18 protein-coding genes and 1 other RNA gene are annotated in these 19171 nt (G+C 71.3%); 5 read left to right on the top strand and 14 right to left on the bottom strand.

Translation table 11 applies throughout. From position 1 onward, the window contains the following. Genes FM051_RS30485 through FM051_RS30460 form a run of 6 tightly spaced genes read right to left on the bottom strand, consistent with a single transcriptional unit; the run spans window position 1 to window position 7110 of the window. Window positions 1–1002 (bottom strand): C40 family peptidase, encoded by a 1002-nt coding sequence (locus FM051_RS30485; protein WP_158849368.1) that lies wholly within the window; start codon window positions 1000–1002, stop codon window positions 1–3. Between the two features lies 1 nt (window position 1003). Continuing rightward, window positions 1004–1612 carry a hypothetical protein gene (locus FM051_RS30480; RefSeq protein WP_158849366.1) on the bottom strand — a complete coding sequence of 203 codons (609 nt, stop codon included), beginning with the start codon at window positions 1610–1612 and terminating at the stop codon, window positions 1004–1006. Then, window positions 1612–3516, bottom strand: coding sequence for a hypothetical protein (locus FM051_RS30475; RefSeq protein ID WP_158849364.1), 1905 nt, complete (start codon window positions 3514–3516; stop codon window positions 1612–1614). The genes FM051_RS30480 and FM051_RS30475 overlap by 1 nt, the downstream gene beginning before the upstream one ends. Further along, window positions 3513–6329 (bottom strand): ATP-binding protein, encoded by a 2817-nt coding sequence (locus FM051_RS30470; protein ID WP_238412753.1) that lies wholly within the window; start codon window positions 6327–6329, stop codon window positions 3513–3515. The genes FM051_RS30475 and FM051_RS30470 overlap by 4 nt, the downstream gene beginning before the upstream one ends. A 25-nt stretch (window positions 6330–6354) precedes the next feature. Beyond that, the gene (locus tag FM051_RS30465; protein ID WP_158849360.1) at window positions 6355–6831 is read right to left on the bottom strand and encodes a hypothetical protein; all 477 of its coding nucleotides are present in this window, start codon (window positions 6829–6831) and stop codon (window positions 6355–6357) included. A gap of 3 nt (window positions 6832–6834) precedes the next feature. Continuing rightward, window positions 6835–7110 (bottom strand): hypothetical protein, encoded by a 276-nt coding sequence (locus FM051_RS30460; RefSeq protein WP_162470754.1) that lies wholly within the window; start codon window positions 7108–7110, stop codon window positions 6835–6837. A gap of 383 nt (window positions 7111–7493) precedes the next feature. On the opposite strand from FM051_RS30460, the gene FM051_RS30455 reads away from it, so the two are divergent. Next, entirely contained in the window at window positions 7494–7838 is a 345-nt protein-coding gene (locus FM051_RS30455) for a ParB family protein (RefSeq protein WP_158849358.1), read from the top strand. A gap of 196 nt (window positions 7839–8034) precedes the next feature. Here FM051_RS30455 and FM051_RS30450 read toward each other — a convergent pair whose 3' ends face one another. Both FM051_RS30450 and rnpB read right to left on the bottom strand, forming a co-directional pair. Next, a complete protein-coding gene (locus tag FM051_RS30450) occupies window positions 8035–9645 on the bottom strand; it encodes a DUF6345 domain-containing protein (protein ID WP_158849356.1) in 1611 nt (536 codons plus the stop codon). A gap of 439 nt (window positions 9646–10084) precedes the next feature. Then, an RNA gene (gene rnpB / locus FM051_RS30445) (RNase P RNA component class A) lies at window positions 10085–10483 on the bottom strand. A 221-nt stretch (window positions 10484–10704) separates the two neighbouring features. Here rnpB and FM051_RS30440 point away from each other — a divergent pair. Further along, window positions 10705–11256, top strand: coding sequence for an NAD(P)H-dependent oxidoreductase (locus FM051_RS30440; protein WP_158849354.1), 552 nt, complete (start codon window positions 10705–10707; stop codon window positions 11254–11256). Here the strand turns inward: FM051_RS30440 and FM051_RS30435 are convergent. The 6 genes from FM051_RS30435 to FM051_RS30410 form a co-directional block, all read right to left on the bottom strand. Further along, on the bottom strand, window positions 11253–12362 hold the full coding sequence (locus FM051_RS30435; RefSeq protein WP_158849352.1) for a bifunctional RNase H/acid phosphatase: 1110 nt from the start codon (window positions 12360–12362) through the stop codon (window positions 11253–11255). The two genes, FM051_RS30440 and FM051_RS30435, sit on opposite strands and share 4 nt — an antisense overlap. Continuing rightward, on the bottom strand, window positions 12359–13096 hold the full coding sequence (locus FM051_RS30430) for a zinc ribbon domain-containing protein (RefSeq protein WP_158849350.1): 738 nt from the start codon (window positions 13094–13096) through the stop codon (window positions 12359–12361). The genes FM051_RS30435 and FM051_RS30430 overlap by 4 nt, the downstream gene beginning before the upstream one ends. Beyond that, window positions 13093–14202, bottom strand: coding sequence for a Nif3-like dinuclear metal center hexameric protein (locus FM051_RS30425; protein WP_202919090.1), 1110 nt, complete (start codon window positions 14200–14202; stop codon window positions 13093–13095). Before FM051_RS30425 ends, FM051_RS30430 begins: the two co-directional genes overlap by 4 nt. Before the next feature lie 44 nt (window positions 14203–14246). Continuing rightward, window positions 14247–15290, bottom strand: coding sequence for an Rv2231c family histidinol phosphate aminotransferase CobC (gene cobC, locus FM051_RS30420; protein ID WP_158849345.1), 1044 nt, complete (start codon window positions 15288–15290; stop codon window positions 14247–14249). Between the two features lie 24 nt (window positions 15291–15314). Next, window positions 15315–16334, bottom strand: a complete 1020-nt coding sequence (locus tag FM051_RS30415) for a polyprenyl synthetase family protein (protein ID WP_238412752.1) — start codon at window positions 16332–16334, stop codon at window positions 15315–15317. Between the two features lie 315 nt (window positions 16335–16649). Beyond that, window positions 16650–17123, bottom strand: coding sequence for a hypothetical protein (locus FM051_RS30410; protein WP_158849343.1), 474 nt, complete (start codon window positions 17121–17123; stop codon window positions 16650–16652). A gap of 104 nt (window positions 17124–17227) precedes the next feature. Between FM051_RS30410 and FM051_RS30405 the strand changes: the two genes are divergently transcribed. The 3 genes from FM051_RS30405 to FM051_RS30395 are packed head-to-tail and all read left to right on the top strand — an operon-like array spanning window position 17228 to window position 19155. Further along, window positions 17228–17689, top strand: a complete 462-nt coding sequence (locus tag FM051_RS30405; protein ID WP_238412751.1) for a low molecular weight protein-tyrosine-phosphatase — start codon at window positions 17228–17230, stop codon at window positions 17687–17689. A gap of 58 nt (window positions 17690–17747) precedes the next feature. After that, complete coding sequence (locus FM051_RS30400) at window positions 17748–18584, top strand: fructosamine kinase family protein (RefSeq protein ID WP_158849339.1); 837 nt, start codon at window positions 17748–17750, stop codon at window positions 18582–18584. 7 nt (window positions 18585–18591) lie between these two features. Next, window positions 18592–19155 (top strand): DUF1349 domain-containing protein, encoded by a 564-nt coding sequence (locus FM051_RS30395; RefSeq protein ID WP_158849337.1) that lies wholly within the window; start codon window positions 18592–18594, stop codon window positions 19153–19155. The last annotated feature ends 16 nt before the right edge of the window (window positions 19156–19171 follow it).

Here is a 19171-nt window from a genome sequence, read left to right as displayed (position 1 = left end):
CTACACGCCCGGCCGGACGGCCAGTGGCATCAACTCGTGGTAATCCCAGTTGATCTTGCTGATCTTCACCACGTCACCGGTCTGCGGCGCGTGGATGTACTCGTCGTTGCCCAGGTACATCGCCACGTGGTGCACGGTGACCGGGTTCGCCGGGTTGGTCGCCCAGAAGATCAGGTCACCGGCCTTGGCCTCGCGCACCGGCAGGTACGCGCCACCGGCCATGTACTGGTCGTTCGCCACCCGCGGGATCTTCACGCCTGCCTTGGCGAACGCCTTGACCAGGATGCCGGAGCAGTCCCACTGGTCCGGACCGTTGCCGCCCCACAGGTACGGCTCGCCCAACTGCTCCTTGGTGAAGTCGATCGCGGTGCCCGCCGCGTTCGACGCCAGCAGGTACTCGCCGGCGCCCTCGCCGCAGCCCGCCGGGTCGGTGACGTCGCCTTCCTTGCTGATCAGGAAGGCGGCCATGGCCTCCCACCTGTGGTAGCGGTCCGGGAACGCCGACCGCTCCACGTCCTGGGCCGAGTCGCCGGGCCGCTGCTCCTCCCAGTTCGGCAGCTTCAGCAGCACGTCGTAGAACTTGCGGATCGCGTAGTCGGGGTTGGTCACCTGGGCGGGCGTGCCCCAGCCCATCGACGGCCGCATCTGGAAGATGCCCAGCGAGTCGCGGTCGCCGTAGTCGAGGCTGCGCAGACCCGATTCGGTCATGCCCGCCTGGATGGCGATCTGCCACGCCAACGGCGGCAGCTTGAGCTCGCGGCCGATGGAGATGATGTTCGCGACGGTGGTGCGCTGCTCCTCGGTGAGCCGGTCCGCGTCGCCGCGCCCCTTCTCCTCGCCGCCGCCCGTCCACGGGCCGATCGAGGCGTTGCAGCTCGCCATGCGGATGCCGGCGGTTTCCTCCGACGGGGTGTTCTCGTTGATCACGGTGGACACGCCGTTGGCCACGGCCACGGCGACCACGGCGACGACCGCGACCACCACCAACCCGATCTTCAGCATGTCACCCCACCTTGTCGAACTCGTGCACGCGCCAACCCTCGGGGAGCTTCACCACGGTCACGACGAGCCTGCCGTCCTCGAGCTTCGCCTCGAACTCCGCCGAATCGGTGAACGACTTGATCGGCTTGACCGCTTGGTCGATCACCACGGGGACGTTCGCCGGTTCGATCGACTCCAACCGGGGGAACAGCTCGTCCGACGTGAAGGGCTTGAGACCCGCCAGCCACTTCTCCTTGGTCGTCTTGCCCGGCTCGTAGGAGCTGAACGCGTCCACCCACCCGTCGGCGACGAGCTGCGCGCCCGGGTTCACCGGGGCCGAACTGGGCGCGGCCGTGGGGCTCGGCGCCTTCGTCGGCAACGGCGAGGTCGTGGCGGTCGGCAGCACGCCGATCTGGTTGCCCCCACTCGTGCGGGTCTGCGTGGACGACGTGGCGCCCACCTGGCCCCCGCTCGTCCGCGGGCCGACGGCGTTCGGGACCACCACGCTGATCGTCGTGACGACCACGATCACGCCGACGATCGTGGCGACGAGGTGTTTCGGCGACCGCAACGGCCAGCCCCACAGGCGTCGGTACACGGCCGCTCGGCCGCGGTTGGTCCGAATCGGCATCAGCTGTCCCTGACCTCGAGCCCGCGTGACGGCCGGTAGATCACGTGGACCTGCCGTCCCGCCACGACCTCCGTCTCAGCACGCCTGGGCCCCGGCACGACCGGCGTGTCCACGACCCTGTTGAACCCGTTGGCCCGGGACGGCACGAGCACCGCGTCGTCCATCCGGTCGTAGTTGCGGTCGGCGATGGGCGGCGCGTCGACCACCCTCGACCGCCCGGACGGCAACGCCGCGGGCCCGCTGTACCCGCCCGCGGGCAGCGCCGCGACACCGTTCCCGCCGACACCGGAGCCCAACTCGCCCACGCTGTTCCCGGCCCGGTCCAACCGCTGCGCGGTCGCCGCCACCGGGTTGGCCGCCTCCGGCCGCACCCGCCGCCGGTCCCGCTGCGGCACCTCGGGGCCGTCCGGATCCGTCTCGCGCACGGTGTCCCAGAACTCTTCCTGCGGCGAGGGGCCTTCCTTCTTCTTGCGCAGCCTGGACAGGACTCCGCCGCGCATCGGCAACGCGTTGCTCGCCGAACCGACCGACATCTCGACCATCTGCCACATCCGACGCAGCGGTTTGCCGACCATGAAGCAGACGAGCGTGAGCATCAGCCCGAGCAGCGTCCTGGTCAGCAGCGTCAGCCCGGTCGCGTTGAAGATCGCCTGGAGCAGCAACGCGTGCACGCCCGCCAGCACCGCCAGCACCAGCACGTTGAACACCGTCACGGCGGCGGCGCGGGCGACCTTGCGCAGCAACTCGTGGTGCACCAAGGCAACCAGGCCGATCAACGGCCCGGCCAGCGTGAGCACCCGCAGCAGCAGCTGGGCCAGCAGCACGGCGGCCTTCGCGAACAGCTGGAACAACGAGAACGCCACGGCCTGCAGCAGCGACAGGAACCCGGCGCCGGTGCGGCCGCCGTCGTCGCCGGTGAAGTAGCCCTGGGTGGGGCCGAGCTGGGTGTAGATGCTCTTGTACTCGGCCTTCTTCGCGTTCAGCGCGGCCTGGTCGCCGTCCTTGTGCTCGGTGAGTTCCTGCACCGTCCACGCCTGCGCGGCCAGCAGCTGCGGCCCGAACTGGGTGGCCTGCGGCGCCTCCGGCGTGCCGAACTCGCCGCGCAGCCACGACTGGTAGACCACCGAGTCGTGCAGCCGCGACGGCAGCACGTCGAGCTGGTCCTGGCCCGCGTCCACGCTGATGAACCCGGCCTGGATCTCCGAGGTCTTCGTGACCAGCGTGTTGTCCAGCAGGTTGTAGAACTGGGGCAGCGCCAGCGTGGAGGTCGCCAGCCACATCGCGGCCAGCGCCCACAGCCCGCGTTTGCTGATCGAGGCCAGGTCGCCCTGCCAGATCTGGCGGAACATCAACACCGCCAGGATCAACGCGACCAGGCCGAACCAGCGCAGGTAGACGTTGTCGTAGACCCTCTGGACGCCGTCCTTCACCGCTTCGTCCAGCGGCTGGAGCAGACCCTGGCCGACGACCGTGTAGTGCAGGGCGTTCGTCGCGCCGACGATGTTCTTGCCGACGTTGAACAGCTCGTTGCCCATCCACGTGTCCAGCACCGGGGTGGCGTTGGGGATGGAGCACTTCTCCTGGTAGGTGTGCCAGACCATGCCCGCGTACCCGTAGGTCAGGTACGGCGTGTCCGGCAGGCCGTTGCCGATCGGCGGGTCGATCGCGCCGACCATGCCCGACCCCGGCCGTTCCGGGTTCGGCGCCTCACCGCACGGCGCGGCCTGGGCGGGCGTGGCGCCGATGACGACCTGGAGGCCGACGACCGCGACCACCACGGCCATCGCGCGCCACCGGGCGCGACCCGGTTTGCCGTGCGCCGCCGCGTGTTCCTGAGCGCGTCTGAAACGCCGCCGCGCGTAGAGCGCGGCGGCGACCAGCGCCACGAGGAAGAGCGTGCTCATGCGACGCCTTCCCGGCCCGGTCGGCGGTTTCCTCCCTCGCCGTGTGTCGAGTCGACCAGTTCGTCGGTCAGGCCGACTTCGAGGTCGGCGGCCAACTCGTCGTCGTACTCGTCGCTGTACTGCTCGGCGTACGCGAACGGGTCCTGCGGCGGGGAGGAGACCTCGACCTCGGTCGACTCCGCGCCCTCGCGCAGGGCGTCCGGCGTGGTGTCCAGCGAGTTGCGCAGGTGCTCCAGGTGCGGTCCGGAGAAGTCGATCCGGATCCGCTCCACGCCGCCCGCGCCGTCGCCGAAGATGAACTGGCGGGGCGCGCGGTCGCGTTCGAGGTTGTTGCGGACGCCGCCGGGGCGGCGGCCGAGCGACGCCACGACCTGCTCGTAGCCTGCGCCGACCGGCACCTTGAGCAGCCGCAGCGCGTCGGCCTGCGCGTTGTCGTCGTCCAACCGGCCGACGAACACCGAGTCGAGCAGCGTGACGAAGCCCTGGATCTTCAGGAAGTCCGCCGGGATCTGCGACGACAGCAGCACGCGGACGTTCCACTTGCGCGAGTCGCGGGCGAACCGGTTCATCAGCACGCGGCCCGTCGGCACCTCGGACAGGAAGAACGCCTCGTCGATCCAGACGCCCTTGCGCAGGTCCTTCGGCCGCTCGTAGATCGACCGCTGGGTCAGCCACGCGGCGAGGTTCAGCATCTCCACGCCGAGCGCTTCCGCGTCCGTCCAGTGCTCGCGGCCGACGCCGTCCTTCGGCAGGTTCAGGCCCGCCATGGTCAGCACGGTGAGCCGGTCGTCGCGCGCCTCGTTGTACGGGTCGGCGTCCTGCTCGGGGATGAGCAGCGACATGCGTTCCCGCATCTCGTCCAGGAAGTCGGCGACGACGACCGCGTGCTCGTGGTGCTCGCTCGCGTCCCGCCGCAGCGCCTCGAACACCTGGCCGGGGTGCGCGTCGGGCCGGCCGCCGACCGTGCGGACCGCGCGCAGCAGCACGATCCGGGTCTGCGGCAACCGGGCCACCTCGAACGGCACCAGGCCGGACAGCACGTCCAGCACGAGGCGACGGCGGGTGGCCGCGGCGAGAGCGCGTTCACGCCGCCACGCCCGTTCCGGGTCCTCCTCGTCCATGAAGTGGTCGAGTTGCGGCTCGGCCACCACCCGGTACGGGTTGAGGATGCCCGCCTGCGCGTTGAGCAGGTTGATCGGCCGGGCGTAGGGCTTCAGCTCGGGCAGTTCGCACAGCGCGGCCAGCGGACCCGACGGGTCCAGCAGCGTCCAGTGCGCCCCGGCGCGCAACGTCTTGTAGACGATGCCACCGCCGAGGAACGACTTGCCCGCGCCCAGACCCGCGACCATCGCGGTCAGGCCGGACGAGTCGCGGAGTTCCTGCGCCATCCACGGGTCCCACGCCACCGGGCGGCGGGTCGCGGTGACCGTCTCGCCCAGCAGGATGCCGCGCCGGTCGCCCACCTCGGCCGTGGCGGTCGGGACGGCGGACGCCGCCCACAGCACCGAGCCGCGACGCAGGTAGGCCGACGACGACAGCGGCTCGCCGGGGATGAACTCGCGGGCGATCGCGTACTGCGCCTCGGGGTGCTCGATGGCCACCTTCGGCTTGTAGAGGTCGAGCAGGCCCTGGGCGAGCCGCAGCGCCTCGCGCTCGGTCGGCCCGGACACCGCGAGCCGCCACCAGCTCCGCACCCGCGTGCCCAGCGCGGTGAAGCCCGACGTCATCTCGTCGTCGATCTCCAGCACGCGCGACGCCTGACGTGCCAACGACTGCGGCGGTTCCAGCTCGTGCTCGTCGGTGTAGTGCCGCACCTGCGAGCGGACCTTGCTCATCTGCCGCTGCAACTCGCCGGAGACCTCTTCGGGACGCCGCACGTAGATCCGCGCCGACCACTCCACGGCGGCCGGCAGCCGGTCCGAGCGCTGCACCCACGGGTCGTCCTGCTCGGGGATCTGCAGACCGTGCATCAGACCCACGGTGAGCACCGCGACGTGCCGCTTGATGCCCGCGTTCGAGCCCGTGCGGCCGCGCACGGTGACCGTCGGCGAGTACGGCTCCTGGTGGAAGTCCGCCGCGTCGGTGAAGCTGGCCAGGTCCTCCGGCTCCCACGGCGCGCCGGGCACGGCGGGCAGGTTGCGCGGCGCGGGCAGGCCCAGCGAGCACGACCGGTGCATCAGCCAGGACATCTCCTCGGCCGTGGCCGGGCGACCCTCCAGACCGGCGGAGCCGATCACCTGGTCGAGGTGGTCGATCTCCGACTCGATGGCGACCAGTTCGGCGTCCACCGCGTCCGGGAACACCTTGCGCAGCACGGGAGCGGCGCGTTCGACCGCGCGGTCCATCATGTTGCGGGTCTGCACCTGGACGCCGAGGTACACCTCCTTCTCGGCCATCGACCGGCCCATCAGCTGCTGCTGCTCGCCGACCATGTAGTCGTCGAAGCTCAGCGTGCCGGGGGTGTCCGGGAGCCTGCGCACGGCGTTGTGCACGTGCGCCTCGGCCCACATCCGGATCGGGTACGGGCGGTTCGTCACGCGCAGGTGCATCCAGCGCCCCTGCAACTCGGCGTACTGACCGGCGATCGCCGCGATCAGGTCCTGCCGCTGCGAGTCCGACCGGAACGACCAGCGCTGCGGCGCGAGCCGGTACCAGGCGTACACCTCCTGGCCGGTGCGCAGCAGGTGCCCGTCGATGCTGCGGGCGGAGATCGACGGTGTGTAGTTGGGCACGGCCTGCTCGCCCGGCAGGCGGCGACCGCGCTTGCTGTAGACCTTCCGGTCGTCGCGCGCGGCGGCGGCGTGCTGGGCCACGTGCGCAGCGGATCGTCGGTCACGGTCACGCCGGCGTCCGAACACCGCGCACCTCCTTCTGACGGCGGTCTTGCTGCCTGCGGTGCTGGGACCGGGCGGCGGCGCTCTCGCGCTTCGCCGCCCTGTTCTTGGGACGCTTGCGGGGACGCTGCTGGTTGACCCGGATCCGCGCGGCGCTGGCCGCGCCACCCCGACCCGACGTCGTCTCGCGCGGCGAGGTCAGCTCACGCGCCCACATCGTCAGGACCGACGACAGCGGGCGCTCGTGGCTGATCCGCGAACAGATGAACCTGGTCAGGGCGATCGTGATCACGAAGCCCCAGCCGGTGTTGATGAAGTCGAAACCGAAGCCCACCTGCCGCTGGACAGCCGTCACCAACAGGAACACCACGATGCCGACACCCCACGCGACGTACCTCGCACGCCACGGGAAGGTCGCTTTGGGCGGGCCGAGCCAGACGGCGTCGACCCGGTAGACCTCGTCGTCAGTGCGTACCCGCAAGGGTCACCCGCCGGTGAAGAGGCCCGCGATCCACGAGCCGATAGCGCCCGCGTTCCCGCCGACGGCCAGCCCGATGATCGCCAACGCGATGATGACGCCGCCGAGGCGGCGCATGACCCCGGCGTTGTCGCCCTTGCCGCCGCCCAGCCAGAGCAGCAGCAGGGCAACGGTCAGCAAGAGGAGGGGAACCAGGTTGTCGAGGATCCACTGGCGCACCCCGCCTGTGCCCAGGTTGGGCGGCTGCTGCTGGGCGAGTGTTACCAGGGTCATGGCGGTCATCTCGTACTCCTGAGTACGCAGGACTTCGCCGGGCGAGCCGAGGGGTGCCCGTCCGGTTGGTGCGCTATCGAGTAGAACACGTCTTCGTCACGAGGTGTGTCGATCGGCTAGCGGTGGGTAGATCAATAACCGTTCCCCTGGCAGTCGATTACGTCTAATCTGGCCACAGACATCATGGTTGGGGCGGAGCCGGCGGAGAACCGACCTCCCCGGAATCTCCCGATTGCTGAGATAGTTCACCCGACTGCGAACCCCCTGGTCACGCACCGTGTGCACGACCTCCAGCCCTCTGTCCGCCGGCCACTCCGATTACCCCGTCCGGCGGAGCGGCAGGCACCCGAATGGTCCGCACACCGGAATGACGACGCCGAGGAGGCTCGCCGATGACCCAGCCGCCCGAGGCCGTGCCCGAACCAGCCACCGGAGTGAACGAAATCACCGTCTCCGTGGCCGTCTCGGGCAGTGATCAGGTTACCGGTGGGGACCGGCAAACCGGGCGGCGGGTGCAGCGGACGGTCAACTTCGACCAGGACACGCTGGAGCGGGCGCGGGCGGCGGCCACCTACCTGGCGGCGTACGAGGCGGAGGCCGGCGTCCGCAGCCTGGCCGACATCGTCAACCCGGCCGTAGCGGCCTACGTGGCCGAGCTCGAACGCCGCTACAACAACGGCGAAGCCTTCCGCCCGGTCTTCCGCATGCCCCCCGGCCGCCCCTCCCGCCGCACCTGACCCCGCGAGTCGCCCCCTCAAGTCCGGTGTGTCCTACGTTCAGGACGCGTGAGTCCTACGTTCGGAACGGGTGTGTCCTACGTTCAGGACCCCCGAATTCAACGCTCAGGACGGGCGAGGCGGGTCGGGTGAAGCGCGCGGAGGGGCCCCTCCCGACCCCCAGGACGGAAGGGACCCCTCGGTCACACGAGATGCGTCAGCTGGATCCGGAGATACGCCAGAAGCCGACGGTCGGCAGGGTGTCCGGGCCGACCGGGCCCTTGTTCCAGAAGTAGTCGTCGAAGTTGGCGATCCAGCCGCTGCCGATCGGCCCCATGGTCGCCCACGTCACCGACGCCGGCTGGGTGTCGATCGACGCCTGCGCCCACGCGTCACGGACCTTCATCGGCTTGTTCCACCACCCGTACGGCGTCCGCAGCAGGTAGTTCGCGAACTTCCCGCCGTGCACGGCGCTGTGGTACGACACCGTGTCGAAGCTGTTGATCTGGTGCAGCCCCTTGAACGCCTTGCCCCAGCGCGTCGCCCAGCTCTGCCCGCCCGACGTGCCCTGCAGGATCGAGCAGGTGAACAGGCTCATCCACTCGACGTCCCGGTTGCCCCAGCGCGCGTCGTTGTTCGACAGGAACGTGTCGGTGTTGCTGCTGCACCCGGCGAACGAGAAGCCGGTCGGCGAGCCGTGCCCCTGCCAGTAGGTCATGTCCACGTCGTCCGCGTACAGCTGGTCCTGGCCACCGGGGAACGCCGGGTCCTTGAAGTCCCGCTCCCACGCGTTGCCGTCGAGCCAGCTGAACTGCACCGGCACGCCGGCGGCGGTGAACCGGTTGTTGAACGACGCGACGTTGTTCGCCGTCCACGGCAGGCCGGAGCACGGGCCGGTGCCCTCGCTGCCGACGTCGATCCGGTTGGTCCACTGCGGGCTGAAGGTGCTCTCCGAACGCGGCGGCTGCACCGGGCCGGGCTGCGGCAGTTGCGCGTCCACGGCCGCGCCCACGATGACGGACTGCACGGCGGCGCCGTCGGTGTTCACGCCGTCGCAGCGGAAGCCGGGCTCCAGCTTGTCGACCTTCTCGGACAACGGTGGGGCCTCGTACACGTACGACACACCGGTCGGGCGGACGCTCGCGCCGAGCGCCTTGGCGCACCGCGCCTTGCCCTCGTCCAGGCCGAGCACCGGCACGCTGCCGGCCTTCACCAGGTCACGGGTGCTGTGGGTGAGACCGGCCACGGCGCCCTGGCCGTCGAACGCGATCCGGATCTTGGCGCCCGGACCCTCCAGCGGCACGCCGTCGAGGGTGAAGGCGAACGACACGGCGGTGTCCAGCGGCGCGGAGGCCACGGCCTTGTTGTCGGCGTCGACGATCTCGAACGTCGTCTGCTTGGCGGTCGGCGTGGCGTTGTCGGGCAGCAGGCCGACGCCGCGCAGGCTTTCGAGGGCCTTCTTGGTGGCGTCCTCGACGGGGATGGCGCGCAGACGTCTCAGGGCTTCGACGTCGAGCAGCGTCTGCGTGGTCTCGGTGCCGTCCTCGTCCGGTTTGCCCGCGCCCTTGTCCAGGCCGGGAACCCGTAAGTAGGTCGACTCGTCGGCGAACGACACCGAGCCGTCCTCGGCGAGTCGGACGTCCTTGAGGCCGAACGCCCGTTGCAGCGCGATGGCCTCGTCCGGGGTGCGGCCGGCGGACCGGACCTCGTACACCGGCAGCTCCGCCGGTGCGGCCGTGGCGGTGGCGGCGGACCCCGTGATCGCCGCGGCACCCATCAGGCCGGTCAGGGCGAGCCAGGTGGTGGCGCGCCTTCTCGTGGTGGACATGGATTTCCCTCCTCGTGGTACCTCGGGGCAAGGCCCGTGGTCTGCGGGGAGGACTCCCACCTGATCGGGTTGATACGAGGAACCACTCGAACGGCCCCATTTGTGTAACGCTGTTGGCGCGCAAGGGATCTACAGGCGGACCCATGTGTCCACGGACGGGTCACGACCCACATCGCGCCACTACTCACGGCGGCGGCACGCATCCCCTGGGATCAGCCGCGATCAAACGCGGCGAGCGGAATTGTCGGACCCCGCCGGCAGAATGAAGAACAGGGGTCCCCCTGGCGAGGACCCCTGCGAAGCGTTCATGCGTTCATGCGTTCACGGGTGGCGGTTCGGCTCCCGGCGAGCCGGCAGTTGTGAAGCGCTCATCGGCAGCGGTTCGGCTCCTGGGCGAGCCGGCAGCGGGGACCGGGGACCCGGGCCGGGTGGAACTGGGCGGATGAGTCGGCATGTAAGCCGGATTCTGTTCCCGGGCGCCTTGCGGCGGTCCCGTTCGGCGGCCATCCATCTCGGCCTGCCGTTGCCGACAGGCTCTTGCGGCCTACCCGCAGGCATCGGGCGGGCCGCCCTCGATCGCCTGCGCAGGTGCCCTGAGGCACCCTCTTGGCCTTGCTCCGGGTGGGGTTTACCTAGCCGCTCCCGTCACCGGGAACGCTGGTGGTCTCTTACACCACCGTTTCACCCTTACCCCGGCTCGCGCCGAGGCGGTCTGTTCTCTGTGGCACTGTCCCGAGGGTCGCCCCTGGTTGCCGTTGACAACCACCCTGCCCTGTGGAGTCCGGACTTTCCTCGGCGACGGACGCGAATCCGTCGACGCGGCCGCCCTGCCGACTCATCCGCACCCCTAGGATACCGGCGTGTTCCCAGGCTGTGGAACCAGGTAGGCGAAACCTTGTCGTGATGTGGGCTTGCTGCTCTACTCGAAACCATGGCAGGAATCGGGGGACTCACCCGCCGCCGGCACGTCGACTTCGGTCGGACCGCCGCCGCCATCTGTTGCCACTGACCCTTTTTACCTCGTACTCCGAGCCTTTTACCGAAAGGTGTCAGTGCCCCATGTCCTCCATTCTGTTGATTTCCGGCGGCCCGTCCCCGACCTCCCGAACCGGCGTCGTCGTCTCGCACGTCGACGGGCTGCTGCGCGAGGCCGGGTACGGGGTCCGCACCCTGCACGTCCGCCAACTGCCGACGTTGCCGCTGCTCACCGAGGACCTGCGGGACCCGGAGATCGGTGACGCGGTCGCGTCCGTGCTGCGCGCGGACGGCATCGTGGTCGCCAGCCCGGTCTACCGGGCGGCCTACAGCGGACTGGTCAAAGCGCTGTTGGACCTGTTGCCGAAGAAGGCGTTGCGCGGCCGGGTGATCCTGCCCCTGGCGACCGGCGGCAGCCAGGGATTCCTCGTCGCGATGGACTACGCGTTGAACCCCATGCTCGCGGGCAAAGGCGCGGACTCGGTGTTGCGCGGTGAATTCGTGCTCGACCCGGACATCGACGGCGGGACCATCGCGCCGAAAGCCGCCGAAGCGATTCGCGGCGCGGTGGACCGGTTCACGTCGGCCGTCGAGGACGCCCGGTTCCAGCGGACCCGGCTGCGGCCCGCCGGCTAGCCGAGGTGCGAGGTGTCGTTGACCAGCCGCACGGAGGCCTGGCCGTCGGGGTAGAACTCGACCACCGACAGCGACGCGAGGTCGAGGTGCAGCCGGAACAGCAGCGACGGGCCGACGTCCAGCGCCATCCGCAGCAGCGACTTGATCGGCGTGACGTGGCTGACCACGACGACGTTCGCGCCGCCGAAGCGGGAGACGATGGTGTTGCGCGCCCGCCGCACCCGGTGGTGCACCTGGTCGAAGCTCTCACCGCCCGGCGCGGACACGGACGGGTCGCCGAGCCACCGCCGGTGCACGTCGGGGTCCCGTTCGGCGGCCTCGGTGAAGGTGAGTCCTTCCCACGCGCCGAAGTCGGTCTCGATCAGGTCGTCGTCCGACGAGAGCTCGACGCCGGTGGCCGCCGCGACTGCCCGCGCCGTCTCCTGCGTCCGCCCCAACGGCGACGACACCACGGCGCTCAGGCCCTCGATCTTGGCCAGCCGGCGTGCCGCGGCCTCCGCCTGCCCGCGTCCGACCTCGGTCAACGGCGGGTTGCCGCGCCCGGAGTACCGGCGGCCCACCGACAGCGCGGTCTGCCCGTGCCGCAGCAGGTAGAACCGGGTCGGCTCGCCGACCGCGCCGGTCCACGACGTGGGTGACGTGATCGCCGTGTCCGGCTGCTGCGGCTCCGGCCGCGCGGGTTTGTCCTTCTCCGGTCGTTCGACGCCCGCCTGGTCGTCCATGGCCTGGTTCGCCAGCCGGTCGGCGAGCTGGTTGCGCTCGCGCGGGATCCACTCGTAGCTCACCCGCTCGAACGCCCGCGCCAGCTCGCGGGCCTGCGCGACGAGCGGCTGCATCGACGGGTGCTTGACCTTCCACCGGCCGGACATCTGCTCGACCACGAGCTTGGAGTCCATCCGCACGTCCACGACGGACGCGCCGACCTCCGCCGCCGCCCGCAGCCCCGCGATGAGCCCCTGGTACTCGGCGACGTTGTTCGTGGCGATGCCGATGCCCTCGGACCGCTCGGCCAGCACCCCGCCGGACGCGTCGAGCACCACGGCCCCGTACCCGGCGGGCCCGGGGTTGCCGCGCGAGCCCCCGTCGGCCTCGACGACGACCCTCACAGACCCGATTCCCCGGTCCGCACCATGATCGCGTCGCACTCCTCGCACTGGATGACCTCGTCCGCCGCCGATTCCTTGACCTTGGCGAACGCGTTGCGGTCCAGCTCGATCCGGCACGCGCCGCAGCGCCGTGACTGGAGCAGTGCCGCGCCGATGCCCTTGTGCGCGCGCACCCGGTCGTACAGCGTCAGCAGCGGAGCCGGGAACTGGGTGATCATGAGCTTGCGGTCGGCGGTGCGCTTGGTCTCGGTCGACTCCAGGTCGGCCAGCGCGCTGTCCCGGCGGCGTGCCGCGTCGGACAGCGCCTCCTGGGCCTTGTCCAGCGAGACCCGGGCGTGCTGGATGTCCGCCTCGACGGCCTCGCGGCGTTCCATCAGCTCCAGCAGGTCGTCCTCCAGCGCGCCGCGGCGGCGGCCGAGGGTGGCCAGCTCGTGCTCCAGGTCGGTGAGCTGCTTGGCGCCCACGGAGCCCGCCTGGAGCAGCTTGCGGTCGCGCTCCTCGCGGGCGCGGACCTGGTCGATCTCGGTCTCCTGTCGCTTGACCTCGCGGTTCAGGTCGCCCAGGGTCGTCTCGATCGTGGTCAGCGCGTCCTGCTTGGCGCGGAACTGCTTCTCCGCCTCGGCGATCTCCGCGATCTCGGGCAGCGTGCGGCGCCGATGAGTGACGCGCGACAGTTCGGCGTCGACCTGCGCGAGGTCGAGCAGCCTGCGCTGCACGGCGGGATCGGCTTTCACTGGGATCCTCCTGTTCGGCTCGTCACGCCGACGGTCCACGGGTCGGTCCGGCGGGTCGAGACGAGGACTTCGACCGTACCGCCGAGCGCGCTGCGCACGACGTGCGCCGCCTGCCCGCACCACGGCCACTCACTGGCCCAGTGCGCCACGTCGACCAGCGCCGGACCTCCCGCGGCCAGGTGCTCGCCCGCCGGGTGGTGGCGCAGGTCCGCGGTGACGTAGGCGTCGACGCCGGCGCGTGACGCGGCGGACAGGTAACTGTCGCCCGCTCCGCCGCACACCGCGACCCGGCGGACGGGCCGGTCCCGGTCGCCGGCCGCGCGCACGCCCCACGCCGTCGCGGGCAGGGCGTCGGCGACGCGTCGGGCGAACTCGTGCAGCGGTTCGGGCCGGCCCAGCTCGCCGATCCGGCCGATGCCGGTGTCCGACGGCAGTTCGGCGATCTCGTTGAGGTTGAACGCGACTTCTTCGTACGGGTGCGCGGCGTGCAGCGCGCCCACCACGTCGGCACGGCGGCGGCGGTCGAGCACCATCTCGATGCGGGTCTCGGGCAGCCGTTCGAGCCGGCCCGCGTTCGCGCCGGTCAGCGGCCAGTACCGGGTCGTGCCGTCGACGGTCCAGGCGGCGTCGCTGTAGTCGCCCAGGGCACCCGCGCCGGCGGCGTGCAGGGCGTCGATGACCTGCTGGGCGCTCTCCACCGGCGCGTACGTGGTGAGCACGTCGAGCTTGCGGGCGGGTGCGGGGGTGAGCGGGCCGGTGACGGTGAGGCCGATGGCTTCGGCCAGGGCGTCCGAGACGCCGGGGTTGGCCGCGTCGGCGTTGGTGTGCGCGGTGTAGAGCGCGACGCCCGACCGGATGAGCCGGTGGACCAGCGCGCCCTTCGGGTCGTCCGCGGGCACGCCCGTGACGCCGCGCAGCATGAGCGGGTGGTGCGCCACCAGCAGTTGCGCGCCCACCTCCAGCGCCTCGTCCACTGTGGACTCGACCGGGTCGACGCAGAACAGCACCCTGGACACCGGTTCCGCGCGGTCGCCGCAGACGAGGCCGACGGCGTCCCAGGACTCGGCGGTCGCGGGCGGGTAGGCGACCTCCAGGGCGGCCAGCACGTCCCCGAGCGTGGTCGCCGGCTCCCTGGTCGCCGATCCCCTGGTCACCGGTCCTCCAGCACGACTCGCAGCGCGTCCACCAGCGAAGCGAACTCCTCCGGCGCGCGGACCGCGACCCGGATGTGGTCGGCGGTCAGGCCGGGGAACGTGTCGCCCCGCCGCACCGCGACCCCCTTGTCCCGCAACGCCTGGCGCACCCGTTCACCCTCCGGGACGCGCAGCAGCACGAACGGCGCGTCCGGCGGCACGACCACCAGGTCACCCAACCGTGCGACGGCGAGCGAGGTGTGTTCGCGCGCCTCCCACGCCAACGCCTCGGCCTCGGCCACGGCCGACGGCTCGCAGCACGCCGTGACGGCCTCCAGCACCAGGCTGCCCACCGGCCACTGCGGACGGGGCAGCGCCAGCCGGGCCAGCAGCTCCGGCGCGCCGAGCAGGTAGCCCGCGCGCAGACCGGCCAGGCCCCACGTCTTGGTCAGGCTCCGCAGCACCAGCAGACCGGGCACGTCGGCGCGGCCCGCCAGCGACTCCGGCTCACCGGGGATCGCGTCGGCGAACGCCTCGTCCACCACCAGCACCCGACCGGGTCGGCTCAGCGACGCGACGACCTCCGCCGGGTGCAGCACGGACGTCGGGTTGGTGGGGTTGCCCAGCACCACCAGGTCGGCGTCGTCGGGCACCAGGTCGGGCCGCAACGCGTAGTTGTCCTCGGGCCACAGCTGCACCCGCTGCACGGGCACGCCCGCGTCCCGCAACGCCACCTCGGGCTCGGTGAACGACGGGTGCACCACGGCGGCCAGGCACGGGTGCAGGTTGGGCAGCAGCGCGAAGCCCTCCGCGGCGCCGTTGAGCACCAGGACCTCGTCGGCGGTGCGGCCGTGCCTCGACGCGACGGCCCGGCGGGCGCGTTCGTCGGCGGCGGCGGCCGGGTAGGAGCCGAGGTGGTCCAGCGCGGCGACCAGCCGGTCGCGCAGCCACGCGGGCGGCGCGGGCATCCGCACGTTCACCGCGAAGTCCGCGAGTCCGGGCGCGGCGTCGACGTCCCCGTGGTGGCGCAGCAGCGCCCGGCCGGAATCCTGGCTGGTCATCGCCGCGAGTCTAGGCGATCTGCGCTAGGCGATCCGGGAGGCGGCCCAGTCCAGGTAGGCCCCCGGCAGTTCGCGCAGGATGCCCAGCGCCTCCGAGTCGGGCAGGTCCGGCAGCGCGCGCACCGCCCGCGCGGCCAGCGACGTGCAGTGGGCGAGCGTGTCGGCGACCAGGCTGGTCTGCCGCAGCTCCGCCAGCAGCCCGGTCAGCTCGGCGTCCGACAGGTCGCGGCCGCGTCGGGCGAGGAGCGTGCGCTGGTCGTCGGTCAACGCCCGGAGCAGCGGGAAGGTGTAGACGCCCTGGCGGATGTCGTTTCCGACCGGCTTGCCGAGCCGCTGCGCGGTGGACGCGAGGTCCAGCAGGTCGTCGAGGATCTGGAACATCACCCCGAACAGCCCGCCGAACCGGGCCATGGCGGTGGTGGTCTCCTCGTCCGCGTCGGCGCAGTGCGCGGCCAGCACGCAGCCCACCTCGAACAGCGCGCCGGTCTTCAGCTCGATGGACCGCAGGGCGTTGTCCGGGGTGCGGTGCGCGTCGTAGAGGTCCATGACCTCCAGCACCTGGCCCTCGACCAGTTCCGCCACGGTCCGGGCGAGCCTGCTCGCGGCGAACGGCGAGATGCGGTCCAGCGCGGCCTGGCTGGCGCGGGCCAGCATGAAGTCTCCCACCAGCACGGCGGGGCCGGGGCCCCAGTCCGCGTTGACCGTGCGCACGCCGCGCCGTTCCTCGGCGTTGTCCATCAGGTCGTCGTGGACGAGCGAGCCCGCGTGCAGCAGTTCGACGCACGCGGCGGCGGTGACCGCCTTGTCGGTGATGGTGCCCGCCACGGCCAGCGAGCCGGACAGGATCAGCACCGAGCGCAGCCGCTTGCCGCCGGCCGCGGTGATGCGGCCGGAGAAGGTGTTCACGATCGGCAGTGACGACGACGTCGCCAAGGCCCGGATCTCGTCCTCGACCCTCGGCAGCGCCCGAGCGAGCGCCGGCATGGTCGGCACGGCCGACTGCCCCTGGTTCGACGACTGCTTTGACGACTGCGCGGTGGCCACCCGGTGATCGTCCCGCGTCGCACCTGAGAGCGCGCTGAGATCGCTAGACCATCGAGCTGGCCATCGCGAAGAACACCAGCGCGAAGCTGACGACCAGGTGCGCGAGCGAGGGCATCTCGCACCTGCCCAACCGGCGCAGCGAAGGCTCGTTCACCGGTCGCCGACCTTCCTGGGTCGCCCGGATCGGACGCGACCCGGCGCCACTCGATCCGAATTGGACGGACGAACCCGGCGCACGACACATGTGCGACTCATTCACATTCCTTCCCGACACATTCCCCACACGTATTGGCGTCGGAATTCCGGACCCGTTCGTTACCCGTTCTCTCGCTTTCGCAGACTCTCCTCCGCGGCGGACAGCAGCCGGGCCCGGTCCTGCCTGGCCCGCCGCCTCCGGTCCCGCTCACGCACCCAGGCCAGCACGTCGTCCGCGCCAAGGCCGGCCGCCTCGCGGTAGAACTCGTCCTCGAACCACCACCACGCTCGAATGCCGTGCCGGGCAATGCGCACGGGCTGTTCCCGACGCGACACGTCGAGTGACGGGAAATCGACGACGAGCGACGGCGGACACCCCGTGCCGACGAAGAAATGCCTTTTCCGGAACAGGAAACCGCGGTCGGTGAAGAATCCGGCGTTCGGGTCGGGCGCCAGCCCGCCGGGCGAGGTCACCGGGCGGGGACGGGCGAACGCGGGCGTCTCGGGCCACGAACGGTGGCGCAGCGCCATCGCCGCCCCGGCGGCCACCAGGACCGCGAGCAGCACGACGACACCGACCACGACCCCGGACATGCGGATACCCCCAACGAGAGCCGGTCGATTCGATGGTCGTGCGCGTGGCGCGCCGCCGTCCAGCGCCCTCACCCGGAGCGCCCAACCTGGCAGACTCACCTGCCGTGACGCTCACCGTCTCGTTCATCTGCACCGGCAACATCTGCCGTTCACCCGTAGCCGCGATCATATTCCGCGAGCACCTGCACCGTGCCGGGCTGGGTGATCTTGTGGAGGTGACCAGCGCGGGCACCGGCGGCTGGCACGTCGGCGACCCGGCCGACCCGCGTGCGGCGAAGTCGTTGGCCGACAACGGCTACCCGACCGAACACAGCGCCGCCCAGGTCGACGAGGACCACCTGGACGCGGACCTGCTGGTCGCGTTGGACACCGGGCACGCCCGCGCGTTGCGGCGGATGGTCACCGATCCCGAGCGGGTGCGGCTGCTGCGCTCGTTCGACCCGGACGCGGACGGCGTCGACGTGCCCGACCCGTATTACGGGGACGACGCCGGGTTCGACCAGGTGGTGGAGATGGTGGAGGCCGCCGTGCCGGGGCTGCTGGCGTGGGTGCGCGAGCGGGTGTGACCGTCCTGTCGCGCCACGAGAAGGGCTTCGCGGGCAGCGGGCAGCGGGCAAGGGAGGAGTGGTGGTGACAGCGGCGGAGGCGGCGGCTGAACTGACCGGCGTGCCGGCGGTCGAAACCAGGCAGATCGGCGGTTCGGTCTACGAGGTGGACCTGGCCGACGGCGACCTGGTGGTCGTCAAGCGGCACGACGACCCGAACGCGGTGCTCGCCGAGGCCGCGTCCCTGGAGTGGCTGGCCGAGCCGGAGGGACCACCGGTTCCTCAAGTGCGCGGCCACGGCGGGAACTGGCTGGTGATGGACCAGGTCGAACGCGGCCACCCCACACCGGACGCCGCCGAGGAGTTCGGACGCCGGCTCGCCGCCCTCCACGCGACCGGCGCCCCCGCGTTCGGCGCTCCCCCGCCGGACGGACCGGCCGACGCCGCCATCGGGCTCGCGCCCATGCGCAACGTCCCGTCCACGACCTGGCCGGACTGGTTCAAGGAACACCGCATCGCCTACTACGCCCGCCTGGCCGTCGACGCCGGCGCGTTGACGAACACCGAAGCCGCCGTCATCGAAGAAGTGCCGGTGGACGCCCCGGACGAGCCGCCCGCCCGACTCCACGGCGACCTGTGGAACGGCAACGTGCACTGGGCCGCCGACGGCCGCGCGTGGCTCATCGACCCGGCCGCGCACGGCGGCCACCGGGAGAGCGACCTGGCCATGCTCGCCCTCTTCGGCTGCCCCCACCTGGACCGCATCGTCGCCGCCTACGACGAGGTCGCCCCGCTCGCCGACGGCTGGCGCGAACGAATCCCGCTGCACCAGCTGTTCCCGGTGCTCGTGCACGCCGCGCTGTTCGGCCGCGGCTACGCCCAACAGGCGTTGTCGGCGGCTCGTTCGCTGACATGATGACGAGATGGGGATCACCGTGTTCGACCGCGACGACTGGCGGTGGCTCAACGAGCCCGGCACCTGGAGCGGCCAGGACGGGCTGACCATCACCAGCGACCCGGACACCGACTTCTGGCGCACCACCCACTACGGCTACGTCCGCGACTCCGGGCACGTCCTCGGCGTCCCCGTGACCGGCGACTTCACCATCACCACCTCGTTCACCGCCGACTACGCCGCCCAGTACGACCAGGCGGGCATCGCGCTGTGGATCGACGACCGCAACTGGATCAAGGCGGGCGTCGAACTGGTGGACGACGAGTTCCAGGTCAGCACCGTCGTGACGCGCGACTTCTCGGACTGGTCGGTCGTGCCCGGCGGCCCCATCCAAAGGGTGACGATCTCGGCCACACGCGAGGGTGACGCGGTGACCGTCCGCTACGGCGTGGGTGACGCCGAGCCGACGACCATGCTGCGCCTCGCGTACCTCCCGCCCGACGCGGAAGTGCTGGTGGGCGTGATGGCGGCGGCACCGACCGGCCCCGGCTTCACCGCGCGTTTCGACCGGGTGCAGATCACAACGGCCTAGGGCTTACCGTGGTCAC

This window comes from Saccharothrix deserti (assembly GCF_009769385.1).
Classification (GTDB): domain Bacteria; phylum Actinomycetota; class Actinomycetes; order Mycobacteriales; family Pseudonocardiaceae; genus Actinosynnema; species Actinosynnema deserti.
Note: the sequence above shows the minus strand (reverse complement) of the source record. Positions and strands in the feature narration are given on the sequence as shown.

Coding starts and splice junctions, on each gene's coding strand:
- FM051_RS30440 (WP_158849354.1), top strand. CDS start 10,705: ATGTCCTCCATTCTGTTGATTTCCGGCGGCCCGTCCCCGACCTCCCGA.
- FM051_RS30455 (WP_158849358.1), top strand. CDS start 7,494: ATGACCCAGCCGCCCGAGGCCGTGCCCGAACCAGCCACCGGAGTGAAC.
- FM051_RS30395 (WP_158849337.1), top strand. CDS start 18,592: ATGGGGATCACCGTGTTCGACCGCGACGACTGGCGGTGGCTCAACGAG.
- cobC (WP_158849345.1), bottom strand. CDS start 15,290: ATGACCAGCCAGGATTCCGGCCGGGCGCTGCTGCGCCACCACGGGGAC.
- FM051_RS30480 (WP_158849366.1), bottom strand. CDS start 1,612: ATGCCGATTCGGACCAACCGCGGCCGAGCGGCCGTGTACCGACGCCTG.
- FM051_RS30450 (WP_158849356.1), bottom strand. CDS start 9,645: ATGTCCACCACGAGAAGGCGCGCCACCACCTGGCTCGCCCTGACCGGC.
- FM051_RS30485 (WP_158849368.1), bottom strand. CDS start 1,002: ATGCTGAAGATCGGGTTGGTGGTGGTCGCGGTCGTCGCCGTGGTCGCC.
- FM051_RS30475 (WP_158849364.1), bottom strand. CDS start 3,516: ATGAGCACGCTCTTCCTCGTGGCGCTGGTCGCCGCCGCGCTCTACGCG.
- FM051_RS30410 (WP_158849343.1), bottom strand. CDS start 17,123: ATGTCCGGGGTCGTGGTCGGTGTCGTCGTGCTGCTCGCGGTCCTGGTG.
- FM051_RS30460 (WP_162470754.1), bottom strand. CDS start 7,110: ATGACCGCCATGACCCTGGTAACACTCGCCCAGCAGCAGCCGCCCAAC.